Source organism: Leucogemmata humicola, from assembly GCF_055379415.1.
The window spans coordinates 1,650,086-1,671,082 of the sequence record NZ_AP040875.1 but is presented as its reverse complement, the minus strand read 5'-3'; the positions used below and the strand labels follow the sequence as shown (position 1 = coordinate 1,671,082).

Here is a 20,997-nt window from a genome sequence, read left to right as displayed (position 1 = left end):
ACCATCACAGCAGCGGCTTCCACCCGGCACGTGCCGGCCACTCGTGAACGGCGCGCTTTCGCTGAGCAGAACCGGCGGCAAGGATGGAGAAGCTGTTCATCGACGCATACAGACCGAGAAAACGCTCGAGCACCGTGCCGAACAAAAAGATTCCGCCGCCGGTGAACTGCTCTTCGTCGAAATCGATCTCGATCCGACGGCCGCGCGCGAAGGTGAGTCCGTGCTCAGTCGTGATGCGCGCGAACGCCGGAGCGCTGCGCACGCCAGTGATGCCGTCGATCTGCTTGCGCGCGATTACGGAATCAGCGAAGTCGTACAGTCGTAGGGTCTCGCGCAGTGCGTCGCCGCCCGCCTCGACCACCGACAGATAGTTGAGCGAGAGCTGCGAGATGAGCCGCCACGTCTGGCCGCCCCCGAGCGGTGGCTGAACGACGCGAGTCGGCTTGATCAGCGCGGTGATCTCTCGAACCGGCGCCGCCCCGTCGAGCTCGAAATCGCCCCCAGGATTGCCGAACGGCAAACGACTCGGCAGATCGCTGTTGAAGCAGGTGAGGCGCGCAGTGACCGCGTCGCGATCGGGATGCGCTGTGCGGCCCGACCGATCGACGAACGACAGCAGCACATCGGTGCCGTCGTCTGTGCGCCAGCCGCTCTCACGGCGCTTGGAGAGCCAGTACAATCCCGCGTTCTCGTCTGCGTCGATATCCTGCACCGACGCCCCACCGGCCGCTCGAGCGGGTGCGAAGAATGGCCGGAAGCGAAGCGTGCGCTCGGAGTCGGGCGTCACTGCGCTCACGCTATCAACGGAGAAAATCTCCGTGGTGAGCCGGCGCCGGGCGTCGGCCACGAGCTGGTACTCCGGCCGACGCTGATTGAGCAGGATTGGCTCGGACGAGTGCGGGAACAGATTGACGATCGGCGTGCAGCCAAGCCGCATCGTCGACGCCGTCACGCCAGATTCGAGCATCGGACGCCAGTCGGCGCGCTCGTATGCAGGAATTGGAATGAGTATTTCTATCGCGTTACCGAAGCCAGCGGCCGCAACTTGCGCGAAGCCGCTGAGGTCGACGAACAGGTACTTCTCAGGAAAGACGAAGTATTCCTGAATCAGACGATACGCTTCGAACGAACGGCCGGGGTACGGTAGAATGCCTTCGTCCGGCCCAAGCCCAGCAGGACGCAGCGCCGACGCAGGCAACGTGATGGTCTTCGGCGAGACCGCGGCGCGTCCCGCCGCCGGTATTTCGCGAACGACAATCTCGCGACCACTGGTGTTGAGCAACTCGTACAGCGCCGAGGTGAGATTGCCGGCGCCGTCGAGATAAAAGCGTAGTGTGTCGAGCTTGAGCTGGGCGAACGTGATGTCGGCCTGACAGCGAAGTTCGATGCGAAGCACGGCAGGCGCATCGCCGAGGCGAGCAGGCGGACGCAGACGGTCGGGCGACGTCCACTGCGCGGCAGAAACCGTCAGCGGCCAAAGCGTCACGTCGTACGACGTCTGGAAGCGACAGGGCACACCGTCCACGGGGCGCGAATACAGCATCGTGCCACGTGGCAGTGTGTAGCCAGTCGTCAGCTTTCCCTGCTCGGGGTCGAGACGAACTTCCGCAATCGACATCGCCGGGATTGGCCGAACGTAGTGCGGATAGACGATATTGAGCAGCGACTCGCTGATCTCGGGGAAATCATCGTCGATCTTGAGGTGCACGCGCGCGGCGAGGAAGGCGAACGCCTCCAGCATGCGCTCGACGTGCGGATCCTCGCACTTGTTCGGCTCGAGCATGAGCCGACCAGCGACCTTGGGATACCGGCGCGCGAAGTCGGCGCCCATGCGGCGCAAGAAAGTGAGCTCGCGCTCATAGTAGTGGAGCAGCGCCTCACGCATTCGACAGTCCTCCACTCACCGAGCGGCCGGCCACGTCGACCTGACCACTGCTGTAGTGCAGCACGGTGTCGAACACGACCTGCTCTGGCGTGGGATCGAGTCGTAGCGTTGCTTCGACGACGAATCGGAGCTCGCGGCGACGGGCTTCCCCTTCCTGTTCTACGAGCGAGATACGGACGTTCTCCAGTCGCGGCTCGAAGATCGCTAGCGTTGACTCGACGTCCTGCAGCAGATCGGCGCGTGCGCTCGGTGAATCGGCGCTCATCGACGTGATGTCGCGAACACCAAAGTTGTACAGCGATCGTGGAAGCTCTTCCATCTCTTCCGGCGCCGGCGACGGCGTACGACGCGTGTTGAGCAGCCATTCCAGATCGCGTCGAACGCCAGCCTTGAACTGCGCGAGCGACTCCGCATAGCTGATGCGGCCATCGGCCGAGCTGCGCGGATCTTCGTCGGTCAATCGGTCGAGCAGCGACGGCTGAACGGTTCGCTCGATCTCACGCTTGGCCATGTCTAGGGCTGCGCGAAGCTGATCGCTTGAATCGGATCGAGGCGGCAGATGCGGAGATACAGACTCTGGCGCGTCGACGAGTCGCCGTCGGTCTTTTCGAGCACGCGATAGAGCAGCGACATCGGCGCCGCGACGAGCTCGCCCGCTTCCCACTCCTCGAGTTTGTGCGTCTCGATATCGGCGATGAGCTGTTCGAGAATTGGCATAGCCACGTTCTCGTGCCCGGCGTCGACCATGATGCGCGCGAGCTGCGCTTGCATCAAGAAACGGCCACGGCTCGTCTTCTCGCGCGACGTCTCACGCATGAGCAGCGCAATCGCACGATCAGCGCGTCCAGCACGCACCTCGGCCGTAGCGAGTGCGAACGGATCCCGCGAACGCGGTTCAGCGGCTTCGTCGATCGATGCGCCAGACGAATCCGCACTCGGAGAGTGCTCAGCGTCGGCGGGCAACGTGGAACGAAGCCACGCGCGCGTCTCGGCATTTGCCGTGGGCGTGTCGTCCATCAACGTCATCTCGAGCAGCTGCGGAACGTCGACGAGCAGCGACTTGAGCGCACCGCGAATGGCCGTGGCGACCGCGAAATAATCGCTGCCGAGTGCGTCGCATGCGGTGAGCGTGTATCGCTGGAGGTCGAGCCAACCGCGGCCTTGTGGCGTTCCCATGACGCCTTCGCAGGCCTCGAGAAGATCGGCCCAACGTGAATCGAGCAACAACCCTTTGAGGTTGGTGCGGATGTTGGTTGCCGGCGCCGCGAGAAGCTTTGGATCGGGCGAGCCACCGCTTACGCGGAGCTCCCCCCAACGGAAACCGCGCAGCATGAGATACGCGGCCGGATTGTACGGATCATTGGCGCGCAGATATCGCGCGGCGCCAACGATGCGCGCCGTTGCGTCGTCGCGCGACGTGGGCTCTGGCGCGAGCGCTCCGCGTCCAGCGGCAGCAGTCGCCGAACCGGGAAGCACGACGTCGTCTGGCACCGAGACGCCATCGGTGGGAGCGGCGACGTCGACCGGATCCGGCTCGAGCTCGAGTTTGCGCTTGAGCTGCTGCGTTGCGACGCGCTGCACTTCTTCGACGACGTCTCGCAGACGCGAGTAATTGGGCGCGACGTCACCGAACTTTTCGCGCGACGCCTGGTCGAGCTTCTTGATCGCCTCGAGCGTGGCGCCGATATCGGCGGCGAGTGTCTTGAACCACGCCTTTGGCGTAGACGTGAACGCGGCATCGAGCTCCTCAGGCGTCAGCTTGCCGTTGGCGATAGCTGTCTGTCGCGATGCGGCTTTGTCGTCGCTCTCTGCGGCCTGCGCTTCGGTCACCACGAGGCGAGCCTCGCGATGCTTCAGCAAGCCATAGCCGCCGCGATCGAGCGCAGTCATGCGCACCGGAACGTCGAGCTTGAGCGACAGCCACTCGAGCGGAGCGGCGCGCATCTCGGCGTCACCGTCGTCGATTTCGGGGAAGAGATGGTCCCAGTGATCGACGACGAGGCCGGCGATGAGATCGATGCTCTCGCCAAATGCGCCGAAGCCCTCGCGGCGCAGCGACGCCTCGGCGAGCCATGCGGCGATCTGAAGGTCTTTAGACTTTGTTGAGAGCGCTTCTTTCGCCAAGCGGATGACCATCGGCCAGTCAGCCGTTTTCCGCTCGGTGGCCCAGTCGCCCTGAGGCGCATCGTCGTCTTCGCGACGCGCTTCCTTGATCTTGTCGTAGAGCGGATCGTACCGCAGGTCCACGCCGCCGGGTTTCCCTCCGGGGACGGGACTCAGGAGCTCATCGCGCAGCGACATCTCCCTCCCTCAGATCGACGCAGCTGGGGCGTGCGCGATCTCTAATTCACGCAGCTCCAGGATCGGAAATTCCTCATCGTCGACGAGCAGCATTTTTTGTCCCACGGGGAACTGCGCGCCGTCGTCCGATTCGAACCACTCGGTGACGCGGCCGAGGCGCAGCGGGCCGTCGGGATTCCGCCAGGTGAGCGGCGCGATGGCAGGCAGCAGCGCCTCACCCAACTCGAGGCCCTTGAAGGTCTCGGCGGGGCGAACGATGGTCGGTGCCCAGAAAAGATCGCGCAGGCGCTTTGGCGCTTCGACGCGCACCGTGTCGATGTGCTCGAACGGGAGCCAGATGTACTGACCGGCGGCGAAGACTTCGAGGCGCGGACCGATGCGCGAGTCGCCGTCGCTGATCGTGGTGAACGGCTGGCCGTTGATCGTGCCGCCAACGACGCGTGCTGAAGAAACTGGAAAGCTTTGCTTCTCGAACATGTCCTGTCGCAGACGCTCCGCGTGGAGTGCTGCGTGGTACAGCAGCGCGCCCATTTCGGCGTCGCGGCCGTTGGTGCCTAGAACACCGAGCTGCTTTTCGGCGCGATCGTACTGGCCGGCAAAGCAGAGGAGCTCGAAGAGAAACGCGCGGCGTTGGGCGTCGGTCGGGTTGTCCCGAACCTCGGCGCCCAACGCCTCGATCGCCTCATCGAGTCGTCCAGCCTGAAAGAGCTGGCGAGCTTGCATCAGCGGATGACTGCTCGGCTCAGACCTTTACGTTCTGCGGAATATCCCAACCCGTGACGACCGGCGACTCGCCGCCGCCCTTATCGTTCTGCGGCACGTAGCTGAGCTTCATCTTCGCGAAGTTCAACGTCACGTTCTCCGTCAGACGATCTTCGCCGCCGGAACCACCCGTGGTCCATGAGCTGACGATGATCTCGGAGAGCTCGAGCTTGATGTACTCGAGGGGATTCTCGCCCGCCTTGCGGACGACGAGAGTCGCCGTGGGAATGTGCTTGCCGTTCGCGCAGGTGAGGAACAGGCTGGGCGACGACTTGTCGACCCACTTGGTGAAGCTGATGTCCTGAACGTTCACCTTGCCCGCGCCGCCGCCGCTGCCGGCGTGCGTGGAGCCGCTCTGTGAGGCGCCCCATGACCATGCAAGCACGTCGATCTCACCCTTGTGCTTTGCGTCTTTGGATTCGCCTGAAATACCTTCGAGCTTGAGGAACATGTCTACTGCCATGGCCGCGATCTCCGTGCTTGGGGCGATTGAGGGATGATGTGTCGTACTGCAGTAGCAACTTCCCGCCAGGCAATACTAACAGCGCCTGTTCGGACCTGCCGGATCCACGTCACATGCGGTCTATATCGTGACCACATGTGACGTTACAGCAGGCTGAATCAGCCGGCCGCCTGAGGGAGATCGGCGACGAGACGCATTGACATCGACAGCTCGTCGAGCTGGAAGTGAGGGCGGAGGAAGGCAACCGCGCGATACACGCCCGGCTTGCCAGCCACGTCGACGACTTCGACGCGCGCTTCCTTCAGCGGATGACTCGCCTTGACCGAGAAGCCAGCGTCGTCGTTGGCTACCGCATACTTCAGGATCCAGTTGTTGAGGAATGCCTCAACTTCACCGCGCGACGCAAAACCGCCGATCTTGTCGCGCATGATCGACTTGAGGTAGTGCGCAAAGCGCGAGACGGCAAAGATGTACGGCAGCTGCGCCGAGATACGTGCATTGGCCGTGGCTGCGTCAGAGTCGTAGAGCTTGGGCTTCTGCGCCGACTGGACGCTGAAGAACGCCGCGTAGTCGGTGCCCTTGCAGTGCACGAGCGGAACGAAGCCGAGGTCGGCCAATTCCTTTTCGCGACGATCCGAGATTGGCGTCTCGGTGGGGCACTTCATGGCGATGTCGCCCGACTCGGTCTTGAAGTTGTGGACCGGGAGACCATCGACGAGGCCGCCGCTTTCCACACCACGAATCGTGGCGCACCAACCGTAGGTGGAGAACGCCTGCGTGATGCGCGAACCGAGCGCCCAGGCCGCGTTCGCCCAGCAGTACTTGGAGTGGTCGGTACCGTCGACGCGCTCTTCGTAATCGAACGCCTCTACGGGAACCGTGTCCGCGCCGTACGGCTCGCGAATGAGAATGCGCGGCAGCGTGAGCGCGACGTACCGCGAATCGTCGCTGGCGCGGAAGCCCTTCCACTTCGCGTACTCGGTGGTGTCGAACACTTTGGCCATGTCACGCGGCGCGTCGAGCTGCGTGAAGCTTTCCATGTTCATCATGTCCGGGCTCACCGCGCTGATGAACGGCGCGTGCGCCGCGGCGGCAACCTGCGACACCTTTTCGAGCAGCTCGATATCCTGACCCGACTTGCCGAACTCGTAGTCGCCGAGCAGCGCGCCGAACGGCGTGCCGCCGAACACTCCGAATTCTTCCTCGTAGACCTTCTTGAACAGCGCGCTCTGATCGAACTCCGGCGCCTTCTGAAGATCCTTGAGCAGATCCTTCTTCGAGACGTTGAAGACCTTGATCTTGAGCTGCGTACCGGTCTCGCTGTTGTTCATGAGATACTTCAGACCGCGCCAGCTGCCTTCGAGCTTCTGGAAGTCGGGATGGTGCATGACTTCATTGAGCTGCGACGAGATGAGCGCGTCGATCTGCGCGATTCGCGCATTGATCATCGCTTCGGTATCCGGATTCAGCGTCACCGTACCGCGGAGCACTTCGCTCACGAAGTTCTTGACGAGATCCTTGCCGCGCTCCTTGGCAGCGGCGTCGCGACCCATGCGGCCTTCTTCGACGATCTTGTCGAGGAGGTTCAGCTCTGGGGAAAACGCGGCGGCCTGCTGATTCTGTGCCTGGGCCTCAGCCATTGCTGCCTCCCTGCGATCCGATTTCGGACTGGAGCTTCTTCATTGCGTCGGCGTCGTTGAGCGTGCTCTGAAGGATTTCTTCGAGCTTGTCGTTGCCCTGCAGGTTGCCGCGGAGGTCGGCGAGCTTGGTGCGAAGCTCGAGCAGTTCCTTGAGCGGGCCGACGTTGCGCGCCACGGCTTCGGGCGAGAAGTCGTCCATGCTCTCGAACGTGATGTCGACGCCGATCTTGCCGCCGCCTTCCTGCAACTTGTTTTCGACCGCGAAATTCACGCGCGGCTTCATGCTCTTCAAAACCGCATCGAAGTTGTCGGGCGTGACTTCGACGAACTTCCGATCTTTGAGCTTGGGAAGCGCGTCGGCCGGGGTGCCACTCAGGTCCGCGAGAACGCCCATGAGAAACGGCAGCTCTTTCGTCTCGACCGCGCCGCCAGTTTCCACGTCATAGCTGATGTTCACGCGCGGCGGACGAACGCGCTCCAGCTTCTTCTGTGTGCCTTCTCGTGCCATGTTGGACTCCCGGAAAACCGTGTGGTTGCGTGGCATCGACGCAGATGCGCAATCATGCTCGAACTGCTACCCCAACGTCAAGCGACGGCAAGCGGAATTCGTCGAGCTCCACGAATCCGCCGTCCGCCAATTGTCCGATCAGCAATGCGAACTCCGCGTCCGTTGCCGAACTTGGAACAACGCCGATGTCGCGGAAGTGACGCAGATGATCGCGTACCGTCACGCTTCCGTCGCAGCGAGCGAGCAACGACGCGAGCCAAGTGGGGCTCGGGAGCTCGTGCGAAAACGGAATTCGCGTCACCAACGTCGATTCCACCATCGTCCATCCGCCCGCGCGAAACACCGATCGTGAACGCAGCTCCGTGCCGGTCACCCGGTGCAGGCGCGCGTCCAGCAACGACTGCAGGTCGCCCTGCGACGTCGCCGTTGCGGCGGCCCAGCGTAAGTACCACTGATAATGACTGTTCGCCGTTGCAGACGACACAACGCGGCGCCGGGTAAAGACTGGCCGCTCTCCACGCCGCCGTTGGATGACGAACGCGGCATTAACGAAACGCTCGATTTCGAGCCGCTCGAGCAGATCGCGATGCCAGGCCAGCTCCTCCGGGGCGCGCGCCTTCCCGCTCGGCTGCGTCTGAGAAAGCCGCGCCAGGTATCCAGCGCCGTCGAACACGCCGGCCTGGCCCAGCAGAACGTCGAACTCCCCCTGCAATGGCCCGAGCATCGCCCGGATTCGGTCTTCTAGAGGAGCGTCTTTGCGATCGGTCATGACGCAATCGCAGTAGAACTGACCACCCGGATTGAGATGTTCGGCCAGGCCCGCAATGATCCGCCGAGTGATCTGCTCGCCGTCTTCGCCGCCGTCGCGATAGACCATCGCCATCTCGGGCGACGGCACGTACGGGGGGTGTGCCGAGATGACGTCGAAAGTCTGACCGGCGACCGGCTCATAGACGTCACCCGTCAGTGCCGTGACGTTCGACAGCCCATTGAGCCTTGCGTTGTACTCGGCGAACCGCGTGGATCGCTCACTGATGTCCACAGCCCACGCATGGCGAGCAAACGTCTTGGCGGCGACCAACGCAGCGATACCGGTTCCCGAACACAATTCGAGATAATCGCCACACGGTACGCGCGGCATGAGCCGGACGAATCGCTGCGTTTCTGACGTCAGCGCCGAATAGACGAGGTCCGACGGAAGGCCGGTGGCGACGGCGTCGAGGTTGGAGTGCTTGTCGGAGACGACATACAGCCCCTCGTTGGGGTAGAGCGCGACGGACGCTGTGCAGCTCTCGGGATCGATGATCGAGCTATGAACGAGTCCCAACGCCGCGAGCAACGCAAGATCGCCATCGGCAAGCGCGGACCGCACGACGCTCCACGGCACAGCCAGCCCATCCATGAACAGGTGCACGAGAAGCGCCTGCGGATCCGTGACGTCCATGAGCCGATCCCGCTTTCTATACGACGGCACGTCGTAGACGCTTTCTGCGCCTGCGGCCTGGCAGATACCTGCTTCAGTGAAGCCGACGCGTTCGAACAGCGCACGTAGCTGCGCAAACTGTTCAGAGTTCGCCGCCGCGAAAGGTTCGATCGCCCACTGAGCCGTCGCCACCATCGTCACGATTTCACTGGTCGGTCCTGAGCGCCAGCCGCGCCGGGGGCGCAGCGATTGACTGCAGTCGCGGAACTCGTACTTCGTCGCCGTCGCGCATCGATGCGATCGCGGTGAGACCACGGTCGAGCAGGTGGACGACCGAGCGCTGGGTGAGCAGCGTTTCGGCGCACGGAATCGAGCTAGCCTCGCCGTTCGCGAGTGTCACATAGAACGGCAGCCGACCGATCGCACCCTGTGTTACCCACGATTCGCCTTCTGCCGCGGACTCGGCGAGTAAGATTGCACAAAGAAGTGCGGAGTTTCCCCAGAGGAGAGACTCGTGCGCCGGGCTCGCTTCGACTTCCTCGAACGGAACGACCTCGCAGGGCTCTCCCTTGGCACCGTATGGAACGCGCACCAGAAAGCGCGGTAACGCGAGACCGAGCCACGGAGCGGCTTCGTTCCGACGCAACTCGTCCCATCCGGTAATTGGCGACGAACTCCAATCGTCGACGTCGCCGCCGTCGCCGAAAGTCGAAGCACCGGCGAATTCCGGCGACGCCGCGGCGATACACGGAACGCCGACGTCACGCGCGATGCGAGCAAGTCGCGCGAGAACGGGGACGTGGACCGCACCAAAGGTGTGTGCCGCGATGAGTGCCGACCATTGAGAACCATTGCCGCTCGCAGAGGGCGTCCCGAGCAGCGTGCGCAGTCCCCCGGCCGACGCGTCGGATTCGTCGGCAAGCGCGGCGACGAGTTCGGCTCGCGTGATGTCGACGAGCGTGATGTGTAGTGATTCACTGGTGTCCACACGGCGCGTGACGAGGTCGACACCACGCCAGAGCGCCTCCAGCGCCTGGAACGCCGGATCGTGCAGGATGACGCGAAGCGCCGCGGCAATCACGTCGTCGACCTGAGCGATCTGGTCGCGCTGGGCCGCGTCAGGATTGCCGACGAGGTGCGGCTGCACCGCGCGTCGCACGAACTCCGAGAGTTCGTCGGCTGGTCGCGCCGGCGCCGTCGGAGGTGCATTGGCAGCTGACGCGTCGCCGAGGATCTGGTCGAGCAGGCTGCCGCCGCTGAGTGCCGTGGCGACATCGCCGCCGTGCGGCGCGGCAATCGGATTGCGCGACGCGGACGTTGGGCTCGTGGGCGCCGCGAGATTGGCGCGCAATTCACGAAGTTCCCGCAGCATAGGCACACGCTGCGCGAGTTGGTCCGGATGAAAGTCGTCGAGCGACGCGAACTCGATCACAGTCGGTGGCTGCGCCCCGTCGAGCGTGACGCGCACCTGAGGCGCGACGCGAGCGAGGACATCCTCGAGATCATCGCGGTCGACGCGCCAGGTGCGACGACGAGCAAGCGGCTCGCTCGCGGCACGCCCCGCATGTTCGCGACCGCCGAAATCGCCGGCGATCAGAAAGTTGTGAATCATCGATGGCTCCTGTGGATCCGATCGATCGTCGGCGCGCCGATCAGCGCGTCACGCAATCAGAAGGGCCGTATCCGCAAACTTCTGCAGTGTAATGTCGATCGTCGCGCTCAGGGCTGCGTCGTCCGGAAGCGCGTTGCCATGTGTCGCCTGCGCCTGCGCAATCGCACGCGACGCGATCCCCAGGAGATCACCACGCGAGTGCATGCCGTCGAGGTGAAGTAGAATCAGCCGGTCCAATCCAGTGACTGCTACAGGATAGTGGCGTTGATTCGGAACCGCTCCTCCCTGCTGTGCTCTCCGCCTCGCGACTGAAGTTGCAACTGGACGCTCCGAAATGATCGACGTAATCGGAGGCGCGTGCGCCGTGAGTTCAATCATTCCGCCGAGTGCGCATTGCAGGACGACATCCTCGAGGCCGGCGACCGGATTTGGAGCTTCTGTCAGAAACCCGGGAGTAGCTCCAACGCTCAACCGACCTTCGACGCGGCGAGCCAATTCGGCAAACGGCATCGTCGCCGGCGCCACCTGAAGGAGCACCCGAAGCGCGGCGATGACCATTGGATTGTTGGTGGTCATGACCACGCCGTCGTGCGATCGAAACGCCTCGGCCGTTCCTTCGCTTCGTTTCGCGTCTTCGTCCGACACGACCGCGGGCACGGCGCGAGTGGCGACGTACAGGTCGCGCACGACACTGACCATCGGCTCGGCGGCGGGAACCACGGAATCGTGACAGAGCAGCGTTCGGCGGAACGTGCCGCCGCGCGTCAAGTCGATGGACTGTTGCGCTCGAATCACGTCGGGCTCACGGTCGCCCGATCCGCTCGTTGACCCGTCATTCGATTCGATCCTAGCGTCGGCGACGTACCGAAGTCCTCGCTCGGCAGTGCGTCGCGCGAATTCGGCGACGTGAACCGGACTATTGAATGGTGCGAGGTGCTCGTGGAGGAGGTACGCATCTGGCTCTCGCCGAAGGCCCCGCATCTCTTCGGCGAGGACGGTCTCGTAGACCGACTTTGGCTCGGTGAGGTTGTCCGCGATGGATTCGATCACACTGCGGGCGCGGGCGATTCGCTCGCGCCACGGTAGCGACGCGTCGTCGTGGTGGAGCAGCACGTCCCGAGCGACGTTCCGCAGATGCCAGCCAGGGAGAATGTTGTAGCTGACGTACGCGATCCCGTTCGGCGCCAGATTCTCCGCGCAAACGCGCAGGATGCTGTCCTGCACTTCCGGCGGAACCCACGAGTACGTGCCGTGACAGATGATGTAGTCGAATTCGCCGAAAGCGCGCGTGATGTCCGCGATGTTCATGGCGCGGAGTTCCACGTTGTCGAGGCCCAACGCGGTGATGTCTTCATGACCGGCGGCAACCTGGCTCGGGGCGAGATCGATGCCGACGAAGCGTGAACCCGGCAGGTTCGCCGCCATGGGAATCAGGTTGCCCCCCGACGCACAGCCAAGCTCCAACGCTCGGCATCGATCGCTGGGCGGAGGCGTGAGCCTATGCAGTCGGCCGACGGTTTCGAGTCGGGAAACATGCGAGAAATGAATCGGCTTGCTGTCGTACGGAACGCTCTCGTACGCCTCGAGCAGTCGATCAGTCACGCCGTTGCTCCTGGAATTCGTTGACCACAATGTCGACGCCCGCGCCGGTGCGGTGGGAAGTCTGCACTGGCGACGCCCACACATCCAGCGGCGCAAGCTCTGGACTTGCAGCGTCACTGAACTAGCTTCGACGCGCATGAGGCAAATGCAGCCCGTGTTGTGGACCAAGGGCGCTCTTCTCAGCCCGCAGCACTTCCAGACGCAGGACCGGTTTCTCGAGGATCTCCTCGAGTTCCAGCTGTCCGCGCTGACGTTTTGTCCGTGGGGCTTTCAGCGACTCGACATCGATCGAGAAGCGCTGGCCGCGGGAAGCTTCGCATTGGCGGCGGCGTCGGGAGTTCTTCCCGACGGTCTGCTGTTCGACATGCCGAACTCCGAAGGCGCGCCGTCGCCCAAGCCACTCGAAGGTGCATTCGAGCCGGATCAGGAATGGCTCGACGTTTACCTCGGCATTCCCGAGTACCGATACGGTGGGCACAACGTTTCGGGAATGAATCGCGATCGTGACGCGCGGTATCGCGCCGAAGAACTGTTGCGCCGGGACGAAACCACCGGTCAGGCCGAGCGGCCGATTCAGGTGGCGCGTCGCAATTTCCGAATTCTGTTCGGCGGCGAGTCGCTCGAAGGCACCAGTGCGTTGCGCGTTGCGCGAGTGCGTCGTGCGCCGACCGGCGACTACCAGCTCGATCCGCATTTCGTCCCGGCGCTCGTCGATCTCGCCGCGAGCGATCACCTCATGGCGATCGCCCGACGACTGGTCGAGATCCTGTCGGCCAAGAGCACGACGCTCGCATCGGGACGCCGCCAGAAGAATCTCAGTCTCGCCGAATTTGGCGTCGCCGACGTCGCGAGCTTCTGGTTGCTGTACACGATCAACAGCGTGTTCCCCGAGCTGCGCCACATCTACGAAACGCGTCGCGGTCATCCGGCCGAGCTGTACAACGCCATGCTCAACCTCGCGGGCTCGCTCACGACGTTTTCCGGAACGATCCATCCGCGCGACCTGCCGGCGTACGAGCACGACAATCTCTCCGTGTGCTTCGCGAAACTCGACGAACAGGTTCGCGAGCTATTGGAGACTGTGGTGCCGGCGACGACCGTGTCGCTGCCAATGAAGCTCGTGCAGCCGTCGGTGTACGCGGCCGCGCTCGACCAAGATCGGTATCTGGCCGCGCCGCAGATCTATCTCGCGGTCACGATCGACGGTCGCGCCGACGTCGCAGGGCGCGGACCGTCGCTCATGAAGGTGAGCGCCGCCGGCCAGCTCGACACGCTGATTCGTCAGGCGTTGCCTGGCGTGGCGCTGACCTACGTACCGAATCCGCCGAGCGCGGTGTCGGTGAAGGTCAATCACCACTACTTCCTGTTGCAGAAGTCGGGTGCGGAGTGGGACAACATCGCTCGCGCGAGAAACGTCGCCGCATTCGTGCCGGCCGAGTTTCCGTCGCCGCAGCTCGAACTGGTGATCATTCTGCCGAAAACCTGATTCGGCAGGACGAGGCGTTTAGCGTTTCATCACGAAATAGACGACCACGACAATCGCGCCGATCAACACCACGTTGAGCGCGATGATCACGGGCAGGTAGGACTTGGTCGCCTTGGCCGCTGGCGCTGCCGCCTGTGGCTGTGCAATCGCCGGCGTAGGAAAGCTTGGCGCCGAAGCCCCAACGTCGGGCAAACGCGCGGCCGGCGGCGCGGCTGACGGCTGCGGCATTTTTCCGAGCACCCGCGTGAACTCGCTCGGCCCCGCGGGCGACCGTGGACCAGACATCATCGGCGGCATGGACGGCGGCGGAGCAGCAGGCGGCTGCCAGCTCGGCACCGGCGGTGCGGCCATGCTCGGCGCTGAGGGCGGCGCGAACGAGGGAGCGGCGGGCGACGGCGGCGCAGCAGACGGTGGTGCGGCCGACACGTTGGGATCGAGTCGCGCAAACAGCGCGTTGAAGTCGTTGCTCGCCGGATTCACGCTCGGCGCCTGCGGCGGAGCCTGAACTGGCGCTGGCCGCGGCGGTTCGACAGGCGGCATCACAGAATCGAAACGCGCTGCATTCGGCGACATCGGCGGACCCGCGGGCGGCATCGCACTTGGCGTATTCGGTGTGCGAAGCCCCGACGGCGGATCGAGGCGCGACGGCTGCGCGCCAAACACCGACGTGAAACTTGCCTCAGCCGCTTTTGGCGGCGACGACACCGGCGCTGGTGGCGGCGAAGTAAACTGCGGCGCCGCTGGCGGAGCTATCGTTGCTGGCGGCGCAGCAAACTGCGGAGCCGGCGGCGCTGACGCGGGTCGCATCGGCGCAGTAGATAGCGGTGTCGCTGGTGCGATCGGCGTGGCCGAGTTCAACCCGCCGAACACCTCCGTGAACGAACCCTTCTGCGCCGGCGGCGTTACCGTGCGTGGCGGAACGAACGGTGGCGCAGTCGGCGTAGGCGGGCTGGCTGGTGCGCCGCTCGCACCAAATACTGCGGTAAATCCACCGGGCGACGGGGCGGGCGCGCTCGGCGGAGCCGACGCCGGCGGCGCGATCGGCGTGAAGGTTCGCACGGTAGGCGGAACGAGCGGCGCGCGCGTCGCGGGCGGAGCGACGGGAACAGTCGGGGCGGTCGGCGGCGGAATCTCCGGCGCCTGAATCACTACCGTTTTCGCGTCGAGCGGATCGGGCGACGCGCTATTCTCCTCCAGCCACGACGGAAGATTGCGAAAGGTCGCGAGGAAGTGCGTCACCACGACCTGCGTTCCGTCGACGTCGACGACATCGAACACTTTACCCATCGCGTCGGGCGTCAATCCGGCGACCTTCGCCGAGAGACGCTCGCGTTCCGCCGACGTTCCGAGGTCGAGATGGTGAACCATCACCATTCGTCCGAGCGCAACTTCCTGCGCGATCTGGGTTCGCGCTCCCACTTCGGTGAGCGTCTTCAGAACGCGGTACTTCGCGGCAAATTCGGCGCTTGTCATCAGCTAGGGCGAACGGGTACGTTAACGGCGAGACCCGCCTCGGTTCGCGTCTTCACGGTTGGCGTTCGGTTCAAGTTATATAGTCGTTGGCGCGCGACCCCCGCAACGCCGATCCCATCGCGCAACATCGCTTCAACGTCGGTGCAATGAAGCAACTCTCGCACATCGTGTGGAATGAAGGCATGCACCTGGCGCAGCATCACTTCCAGGCGCAGGGCCGTTTTTTCGAAGACACCGTTCAGTTCGCGCTGACGAACCTCTTCTTTCGGCCATACGGGATCATCGCCTGCGAACTAGATGCAGACGCATTGCTCAACGATTCCGTTTCGCTGATCCATGCGCGCGGGATGATGCCCGACGGGCTACCCTTCGACATTCCTTCGGGCGACGCGCCGGTGGCTCCGCTGCCGATCCGCGAACGCTTTTCGCCCACGTCGGACAGCCATCTGGTGCTGCTTGCGATTCCGGCCTATCGCCCGGATCAGGCGAACTTTGCCACCAACGGCTCGTCGACGTACGGACAGCCAGAAGTGCGATACACCGCCGAAGTCGCGAGCGTCCGCGACGATATGACCGGGCGTGATGAGCGATCGCTGACCATCGGCCGAAAGAACTTTCGCCTGATGCTCGACAGCGACATCGCCGAGGCCGATGCTGCGGGAATGATCGCGCTGCCGATTGCGCGGGTGCGTCGCGATGGCGCCGGCCATTTCATCTACGATTCGGAATACGTTGCGCCGTCGTTACACATCGGCGCGAGTCCGCGGCTCATGGCGGTACTGCACCGCCTCCTCGAGGTTCTCGACGCCAAGGCCGATTCGATCACGCACGGCCGACGCGGCTCGTCCGACGAATTCGCGCAGCGGGAGGTCGCCAGCTTCTGGCTGCTGCACGCCATTCACGCGAGCGTTCCTACGCTGCGGCACTACCTGCAGGCAAAGCGCGTTCACCCGGAACGACTGTACGTGGAACTGGCCCGTCTTTCCGGCGCGCTGTGCACGTTTTCGCTCGACGCACACCCGCGTGCGCTGCCGGCGTACGATCACGATCACCCCGAGCCGTGCTTCGACGCGCTCGATCGCCACATCCGCGCACACCTCGACGTTGCCGCGCCCACCGGGCCGACGGCCATTCAGTTCACGCAGAGCGCCGACAATCTTTACACGGCTCCCGTGCGCGATGCTCGATCGTACGGCCCAGCTCGATGGATTCTTGGCGTTCGGTCGTCGCTCCTGCCCAACGAACTCGCCGCCCGCGTGCCCGCGCTGACCAAGGTCTGCTCGAACAAGTTCGTGCTCGAGTTGGTGAAGCGCGCGTTCCCTGGGCTCAAGCTGGACCATCAGCCCTATCCGCCGGCGTCGATTTCTCCGCGCAGTGACACGCAATACTTCGCCATCGAGCGTGCGGGACCATGTTGGGATACGATCGTCTCCACTCAGGAAGTCGGCATCTACGTTCCGGACTCCATCCCGAACGTGGAGCTCGAGCTGGCGATCATCGTCGACGCGGAGCGGTAAGACGACCGCGCTCGGCGCGCGTGCTCTTCCTTCAACCGTTCCCCGTCGTAATTTCGCATCATGACGTCTGCCCCTCCCCGCTCTGCGACGCTCGAGACTCCTCGCGTCGATGGCGCACCAAGCCGCACGCGCCTGGCCGTCACGTTGCAAGAAGCGCTGACAACCGTAGCGCGGCTCCGTGCCAACAAACAGGTCGCCACCGACGCTGAAGCCTTCCGCGTCCGAATCAAACAGGTCCTCGCGAGTGCCGAGCAGGAAGCGCGCACGAACGGGTACGCGGCCGACGACGTACGCTTCGCGCTCTTTGCCGTGATCGCATTCCTCGATGAAACAGTGCTCAACTCCGGCCAGCCGATGTTTGCGCACTGGTCGAGTCGAACGCTGCAGGAAGAGGTGTTCGGAGTTCACATGGCGGGCGAGCTGTTTTTCCAATACCTGCAACAGCTCATGGTCCGTCAGGACTCACCCGACCTCGCCGACATTCTCGAGGTCTATTCACTCTGCTTGCTGCTCGGCTTCAAGGGTCGATACAGCCGCACGCACGACGGCGACATTCCGGTGCTCGTCCGGCAGCTGAGCGAAAAGATGGATCGCATTCGCGGACAGGCGGGCGAACTCTCGCCGCATTGGCGTCCGTCGCGCGGTGACATCGGACGACGACGCGACCAGTGGGTGCCGCGATTGCTGATCGCCGCGGCTGCATCGCTCGTCATCGCCAGCGGGCTGTTCGTGTACTTCACGGTGTCCCTGCATTCCGGCACTGCCGATATGAGAACGGAAACCGCGAAACTGGGGACTCTCCCGTCTTCTCGATGACAAGACCAACGAAAACATGGCTGATGGCGCTCGGCGTCTTTGCCGCCTATCTGCTCGTGGCGGTGATCGTCGCCCTCGCCTTCAAGCTTCACGGTCCGCGACTCTGGCCGCTCGTCATCACGCTCGGTGTACTCGGTCTGGTCAGCGCCGGCATTCTGCTCTGGTTCTTCCGCGATGATCTCCGTGCACCGGTAGCAGGCACGCCGGCGAGCGGCATCGATGCGACCTTGGCTGCGGCTGCAACGCAACTGGCGACGGCACGTCGCGGCGCCAAGCCGTCGTTCGGCGCACTCCCCGTGCTGCTCGTGCTCGGCCCAGAGTCGAGCACCAAGACGACGACGATCATTCGCTCCGGGCTCGACCCCGAGCTACTCGCCGGCGACGTGTTTCGCGGTGAGACCGTTGCGCCGACGACCGGTGTGAACCTGTGGTTCGCCAACAGCACAGTCATCGCCGAAGCGGGCGGCCCGCTGCTCAAAGACGCGACGACGTGGCATCGTCTACTGCGCTCGCTGCGACCGCGCAGTTTGATGTCCGCGCTCACGGGACGACCGCAGTCACCGCGTCTCGCCATCGTTTGCTTTGGTTGCGACGAATTCTTCAAGTCTGGCAGCGGCGAAGGCGTCCCCACGGCCGCGCGCGACATTCGCAATCGACTCGGCGAGGCAGCCAAACAATTCGGCATGCAGCTGCCGACGTACGTGGTGTTCACGAAGCTGGATAGCATTCCGTACTTCGACGCGTACACGCGCAACCTTTCCGCCGACGAAGCGCGCGAGCCACTGGGCGCTGGCGTGTATCCCGACGCCGGCGGCGCCGGCACATACGCGGATCGCGTCACGCCGCGCCTGCAACAAGCGTTCGGCGACCTCTTCGCCTCGCTGGCCGACCGTCGCGTTCAGGCGCTGAGCCGTGAGTTCGGCGACGAGTGGAAACCGGGTGCGTATGAGTTTCCTCGTGAGTTCAACAAGATCGGACCGCTGGCCGTCGACTTCCTTCGTGAGATCGGCCGGCCGAGTGAGCTGTCGGTAAGTCCGGTATTGCGCGGTTTCTATTTCACGGGCGTGCAAGCGGTGTTCGTCAACGAAACCACGCCGGAGTATCAGGCCGCGGCGCCACAGGCACAGGCTGCAGCGGCCGTGCGCTCGGCGACTGGCGTGTTCAACGCAGCGTCCATCGCTGCGGCCGCAACCGCGCCGAAGCCCGCGGGTGGAACGCGCAAAGTTCCGCGCTGGGATTTCCTTCCGCGCGTGCTGCGCGAAGTGGTATTCGGCGACGAGGCCGCGGTGCGACTCACCGCGGCCGGCGCGCGCGTCAGCTTCTGGCGGCGCGTTGGACTCGGCGTCGTCACAGCGGCAGCGCTCCTCTTCGCCATCGCGCTCACGGTGTCGTATCGCGGCAACCACGCGATGGAAGCGAGTGCCCTCGACGCAACGCGCGGCATCGCGTCACTCGCGCCGAATCCAGTCGACCTTCCCCCAGCCGACGCGCTGCAGAAGCTCGACGCGCTGCGAATCCAACTCGATTCGCTCAGTGCGTACGAACACGACGGCGCTCCGCTGGGTCTGCGATGGGGCCTCTACTCGGGAACCAAGCTCTATCCCGAAGTGCGAAATGCGTACTTCGCCGGATTCAGCAAGCTGATGTTCTCGAGCACGCGCACCAACATGCTCACGACGTTGCGTGCGCTGCCGGATACGCCGACGCCCACCGACGACTACGGCGACACATACAGTCTCCTCAAGGCGTACATCGTCACGACGTCACATCCAGAAAAGAGCACTGCCGATTTCCTGGTGCCCGCACTGATGACGCGCTGGCTCGGCGGTCGATCGGTCGACAGCACGCGCGCACAGTTGGCACGACGTCAGTTCGTGACGTACGCGACCGAGCTGCGATATGCAAATCCATATCCCGATTCGGCGGACGTCGCCACTGTCGGTAAAGCGCGAAAGTTCCTACGTCAGTTCGCTGGCTCCGAGAGCATCTATCAGTTCATGCTCGCCGAGGCGGCAAAGACAAACGCGTCGATTCAGTTCAACAAGAAGGTGGCGGGCGCTGCGCCGTACGTCGTCGATTCGTACGAAGTGCCCGGTGCGTTCACCAAGGGCGGTTCGGTGTTCATGCTCGGCGCGTTCAAGACCCTCGACAAGTTCATCAGCGGCGAGAATTGGGTGGTGGGCGAAGACGCCAGTGGTGTCGACAAGGCGAAGCTCGTCGCCGATCTCAGCGCGCGATATTCGACGGACTATGTTGGCCACTGGCGCAAGTTCCTGTCGTCGGCGTCGGTTGCGCACTACTCGAATGTGAAGGACGCCGCCCAGAAGCTCGCGGTGCTGAGCGGCAATCAGTCGCCGCTGCTCGCACTCTTCTCGGTGGTGTCGCAAAACACGGCCGTCGCGCTGCCGGAAGTCGCGACCACGTTCCAGCCCGTGCAGCTCGTGACGCCACCGACCGCCACGGACAAGTTGATCGGCGACAAGAACGCACCTTACATCAACGCGCTGCTCACGTTCCAGTCGTCTCTCGACCAAACGGCGAACGCCGCGGGTCCGGCTGCTGAAGCTGCCGCGGGACAGGCGGCAGGTAACGCCACTGCTGCGCGCACCGCTGCACGTCAGATCGCGTCAGGCTTTACGATCGATCAACAGGGCAACGTGCATTCGATCGTTCAGAATCTCATGGAAGCGCCAATCGCGTACGCCGAGCCGCTGCTGAAGAATTTCGGCGCCGCCGAGATCAACGTCCGGTCGCGTGCCTTTTGCGCGGCGGCGCGTCCGCTGCTCGCCAAGTATCCGTTCAATCCCGACGCGACTGCCCAAGCGTCGCTCGGCGAAGTTGCAGCGCTGCTCCGTCCTGGTACGGGCAGCCTATGGAAGTTCTATGATGACGCGCTCGCGTCGGTGCTGCCGAAGCAGGGCAATCAGTTCGTGGCGAATCCGAGCGGCCCCGTAAAGCTCGCGCCTGGCTTCGTGACGTTCATGAATCGCGCGGCGACGTTCGGTGACGTGATGTTCAAGGATGACGCGCAGCAGCCGCGCCTATCGTTCACGGTCGGGCCACTCCCGGGCGATCCGTTCTCGAGCGTGACGATCACGCTGAACGGTGAGACCATCAAAGCGACGGCGGGCGGGAACATCGAGTCGGCGCGCATCGACTGGGTTGGCGCAGCGCGAGAAGCGAAGCTATCGGCCAGCAACGGCGGGCCGGAGTTCCTGATCGCTGGGCCGTTCAATGGCCCATGGGCGGCATTCCAACTCTTTAATGCCGCCGACGATTGGCAAACCGCACCGAATGGCTATCGCGTTGGATGGGGACTGAGCACGCAGTCGCAGCGTGTCGCGGCAGCGAATGGTCGTGGCGCGAAGGTGACCGTGCAGCTCGACGGCGCACCAGCGGGAGTCGTACTACGCAAAGGATTCTTTGCCGGCTCGGAGTGCGTCGGCGACATCGCGAAATAGGATTTAGACTGAGAACGCGGCGAGGGTGGAAGGTAAGGGTGTCTCCAC

At 63.9% G+C, this 20,997-nt stretch carries 15 protein-coding genes; 4 read left to right on the top strand and 11 right to left on the bottom strand.

What is annotated here, in order from left to right; all coding sequences use genetic code 11:
* Nucleotides 1–4 precede the first annotated feature (4 nt).
* The 10 genes from tssF to AC6H4Z_RS06780 form a co-directional block, all read right to left on the bottom strand.
* Nucleotides 5–1,885, bottom strand: a complete 1,881-nt coding sequence (gene tssF, locus AC6H4Z_RS06825) for a type VI secretion system baseplate subunit TssF (RefSeq protein WP_497545996.1) — start codon at nucleotides 1,883–1,885, stop codon at nucleotides 5–7.
* Complete coding sequence (gene tssE, locus AC6H4Z_RS06820) at nucleotides 1,878–2,396, bottom strand: type VI secretion system baseplate subunit TssE (RefSeq protein WP_497545995.1); 519 nt, start codon at nucleotides 2,394–2,396, stop codon at nucleotides 1,878–1,880. Before tssE ends, tssF begins: the two co-directional genes overlap by 8 nt.
* A 2-nt stretch (nucleotides 2,397–2,398) precedes the next feature.
* Nucleotides 2,399–4,186 (bottom strand): type VI secretion system protein TssA, encoded by a 1,788-nt coding sequence (gene tssA / locus AC6H4Z_RS06815; protein WP_497545994.1) that lies wholly within the window; start codon nucleotides 4,184–4,186, stop codon nucleotides 2,399–2,401.
* A gap of 9 nt (nucleotides 4,187–4,195) precedes the next feature.
* Nucleotides 4,196–4,909, bottom strand: coding sequence for a type VI secretion system accessory protein TagJ (locus AC6H4Z_RS06810; RefSeq protein ID WP_497545993.1), 714 nt, complete (start codon nucleotides 4,907–4,909; stop codon nucleotides 4,196–4,198).
* A 19-nt stretch (nucleotides 4,910–4,928) separates the two neighbouring features.
* Nucleotides 4,929–5,411, bottom strand: coding sequence for an Hcp family type VI secretion system effector (locus AC6H4Z_RS06805; protein ID WP_497545992.1), 483 nt, complete (start codon nucleotides 5,409–5,411; stop codon nucleotides 4,929–4,931).
* A 158-nt stretch (nucleotides 5,412–5,569) separates the two neighbouring features.
* Nucleotides 5,570–7,051, bottom strand: a complete 1,482-nt coding sequence (tssC, locus tag AC6H4Z_RS06800) for a type VI secretion system contractile sheath large subunit (RefSeq protein ID WP_497545991.1) — start codon at nucleotides 7,049–7,051, stop codon at nucleotides 5,570–5,572.
* Nucleotides 7,044–7,559: a type VI secretion system contractile sheath small subunit gene (gene tssB / locus AC6H4Z_RS06795; protein ID WP_497545990.1), complete on the bottom strand. Its 516-nt coding sequence runs from the start codon at nucleotides 7,557–7,559 to the stop codon at nucleotides 7,044–7,046. The genes tssC and tssB overlap by 8 nt, the downstream gene beginning before the upstream one ends.
* 52 nt (nucleotides 7,560–7,611) lie before the next feature.
* Complete coding sequence (locus AC6H4Z_RS06790; RefSeq protein ID WP_497545989.1) at nucleotides 7,612–9,177, bottom strand: methyltransferase; 1,566 nt, start codon at nucleotides 9,175–9,177, stop codon at nucleotides 7,612–7,614.
* 10 nt (nucleotides 9,178–9,187) lie between these two features.
* The gene (locus AC6H4Z_RS06785; protein WP_497545988.1) at nucleotides 9,188–10,594 is read right to left on the bottom strand and encodes a type VI secretion system contractile sheath domain-containing protein; all 1,407 of its coding nucleotides are present in this window, start codon (nucleotides 10,592–10,594) and stop codon (nucleotides 9,188–9,190) included.
* Between the two features lie 48 nt (nucleotides 10,595–10,642).
* Complete coding sequence (locus tag AC6H4Z_RS06780) at nucleotides 10,643–12,196, bottom strand: methyltransferase regulatory domain-containing protein (protein ID WP_497545987.1); 1,554 nt, start codon at nucleotides 12,194–12,196, stop codon at nucleotides 10,643–10,645.
* Nucleotides 12,197–12,332: 136 nt separating this feature from the next.
* On the opposite strand from AC6H4Z_RS06780, the gene tssK (AC6H4Z_RS06775) reads away from it, so the two are divergent.
* On the top strand, nucleotides 12,333–13,682 hold the full coding sequence (gene tssK, locus AC6H4Z_RS06775) for a type VI secretion system baseplate subunit TssK (RefSeq protein WP_497545986.1): 1,350 nt from the start codon (nucleotides 12,333–12,335) through the stop codon (nucleotides 13,680–13,682).
* 18 nt (nucleotides 13,683–13,700) lie between these two features.
* Here the strand turns inward: tssK (AC6H4Z_RS06775) and AC6H4Z_RS06770 are convergent, their stop codons facing one another.
* On the bottom strand, nucleotides 13,701–15,155 hold the full coding sequence (locus AC6H4Z_RS06770) for a hypothetical protein (protein ID WP_497545985.1): 1,455 nt from the start codon (nucleotides 15,153–15,155) through the stop codon (nucleotides 13,701–13,703).
* Between the two features lie 86 nt (nucleotides 15,156–15,241).
* Between AC6H4Z_RS06770 and tssK (AC6H4Z_RS06765) the strand changes: the two genes are divergently transcribed.
* From tssK (AC6H4Z_RS06765) to AC6H4Z_RS06755, 3 genes are read left to right on the top strand one after another with little or no spacing between them, the layout of a single operon-like run.
* Entirely contained in the window at nucleotides 15,242–16,672 is a 1,431-nt protein-coding gene (tssK, locus tag AC6H4Z_RS06765) for a type VI secretion system baseplate subunit TssK (protein ID WP_497545984.1), read from the top strand.
* Between the two features lie 60 nt (nucleotides 16,673–16,732).
* Nucleotides 16,733–17,488 carry a DotU family type IV/VI secretion system protein gene (locus AC6H4Z_RS06760; RefSeq protein WP_497545983.1) on the top strand — a complete coding sequence of 252 codons (756 nt, stop codon included), beginning with the start codon at nucleotides 16,733–16,735 and terminating at the stop codon, nucleotides 17,486–17,488.
* Nucleotides 17,485–20,949, top strand: a complete 3,465-nt coding sequence (locus AC6H4Z_RS06755; RefSeq protein ID WP_497545982.1) for an ImcF-related family protein — start codon at nucleotides 17,485–17,487, stop codon at nucleotides 20,947–20,949. Before AC6H4Z_RS06760 ends, AC6H4Z_RS06755 begins: the two co-directional genes overlap by 4 nt.
* The last annotated feature ends 48 nt before the right edge of the window (nucleotides 20,950–20,997 follow it).